This is a genomic window from Mesorhizobium sp. M7A.F.Ca.CA.001.08.2.1, assembly GCF_003998455.1.
GTDB lineage: Bacteria > Pseudomonadota > Alphaproteobacteria > Rhizobiales > Rhizobiaceae > Mesorhizobium > Mesorhizobium ciceri.
The window spans coordinates 1-1,866 of record NZ_RZPW01000990.1 but is presented as its reverse complement, the minus strand read 5'-3'; the positions used below and the strand labels follow the sequence as shown (position 1 = coordinate 1,866).

Below are 1,866 nucleotides of genomic sequence, written 5' to 3'. Positions count from 1 at the left end.
GTCTTCGCTGTGATGAAGGCCGTGATGCGCGCCAGTGAATCGAGGTTGGCCGGCACGATATCGGCGTCCGCAACTGTGATTCCGCAATGGTCCTCGATAAAGGCCACCAGTTCCAGAACGCCGGTCGAATCGATGATGCCGTTCTCGATCAGCGAGTCCGTATCGGCGAGGGCGTGGGTGGTGTCGCCGAACAGGAAGTTCTCGATGACAAAGGCCTTCACTGCGTCTTGGATCGTATCGGTCATGTCGTTCGCTTTCCTTGGTGGTGTCAGGCGGCCTTTGCGTTGCAAATGCCTGTGCCGGTGAAAGTCGTCAGCCACAGCTGCGTCGACAGGATGCCGACAAAGGCCGCGTTGTCGCGAAAGCCGGAGGCCGGCTGGCGGCTGCATTTCTCATGTAGTTTTGCCACTGCCTTCGGATTGAAGAGCCCGCCGGCGCTGACTGCGGCGTCGCCCAGGGCCGACTGGACATAGTCCCTCGTGCCCGGCCCAACGAAGGACTGGCTATCCGGTGCGCGATAGGGCTGCTTGGTCCGCCGGCCGATGGCGGCCGGCAGCAGGTCTTTGGTCGCCTCCCGCAGAATATGCTTCTCCACGAGCCCCTTCAGCTTCATCTCGGGAGGAAGGCCGGCGGCAAACTCGACCAGATGATGGTCGAGGAAGGGAAAGCGGCCCTCGATGCCGTGGGCCATCGCCATGCGGTCGCCCTGGCTGGACAGGATATAGCCAGGGAGAAGGAAGCGGGCTTCCAGATATTGCGCCTGATGCAAGGGATGCCAGCGGGCGAACGCCTCGGGCAGCCGCGCGGCGAGCTCCTCGGCGGCGTCATATCCGGACAATGTGGCACGCAGATCGCCCGAGTAGAACAGCTTCGTCGCCGCCGTGCCGTCGAACCTCGGCCGATGGGAGAACAGCGGATCGTCAAGCGTCGCGCCGCTAGCCCCGAAGAAGGAGAACAGGTACTCGGCCGATTGCTGCCTTAGGCCCGGAAGATAGGGGTAGAGCTTGCGGAACAGATGCGGCCGGATGCGGGAGCCGGGCTGTCTCCCGCAAAAGCGCCGAACCCTGGCCTCCTTGAAAATATCGTAGCCGGCAAAGACTTCGTCGGCGCCTTCGCCCGTCAGCACCACTTTAAAACCGGCCTCGCGCACGAGGCTCGAGAGCTTGTAGAGCGGGGCAGGGGCAGTGCGCAGGATCGGCCGCTCCGTGAAACGGATTACGTCGGGGAAGACGGCGGCGATATCGCCTTCCCCGCAGGCGACGGCGCTGTGATGCGTGCCGAGCGCGCGGGCCATCTCGAGCTGGAAGGGGCTCTCGTCATGTTCGGCGCTATCGAAGGTGACGGAGAAGGTCCTGAAACCACCCGGCGCCATGCCCGCCGCCAGCGCCGATGTGATGGAGGAATCGAGGCCGCCCGAGAGATAGGCGCCGACTGGCACATCGGCGCGCATGCGGATGCGGGTCGCCTCCGTAAGGAGGGCGCGCAGTTCCTCGGCCGCGGCACGCTCGTCCCCGTGCCGGGGCGGCGCGTCCCGGTCGGGATACTCCAGACTCCAGTAGGGCCGGGTCGAGACGCTGCCCTCTTGCACGATCATCAGGCTTGCGGGTTCGATCTCGTAGATGTTGCGGAAGGGCGTGCGCGGCGCGATCGGGGCCCAGAGCGTGAAGATCTGGTCGAGTGCGACCGGATCAATCTCGGCCGCGACGCCCGGGGCCTGGAGGAGCGCCTTGACCTCCGAGGCGAAGTAAAGCCGTTCGCCCTGCCTTGTATAGAAGAGCGGCCGGACCCCCATGCGGTCGCGCGTCAGAACCATGCGGCGGCGGCGGCCGTCCCAGAGCGCAAAGGCGAAATCGCCATTGAGCGCGG

General features: G+C 65.1%; 2 protein-coding genes. Both read right to left on the bottom strand.

Features of this window, described 5'->3' with window-relative positions; translation table 11 throughout:
* Window positions 1–245: acyl carrier protein (locus EN914_RS33900; protein WP_164779118.1), on the bottom strand; the 245-nt coding region annotated here is incomplete at its 3' end.
* A gap of 23 nt (window positions 246–268) precedes the next feature.
* Window positions 269–1,866: asparagine synthase (glutamine-hydrolyzing) (asnB, locus tag EN914_RS33895; RefSeq protein WP_127389608.1), on the bottom strand; the 1,598-nt coding region annotated here is incomplete at its 5' end.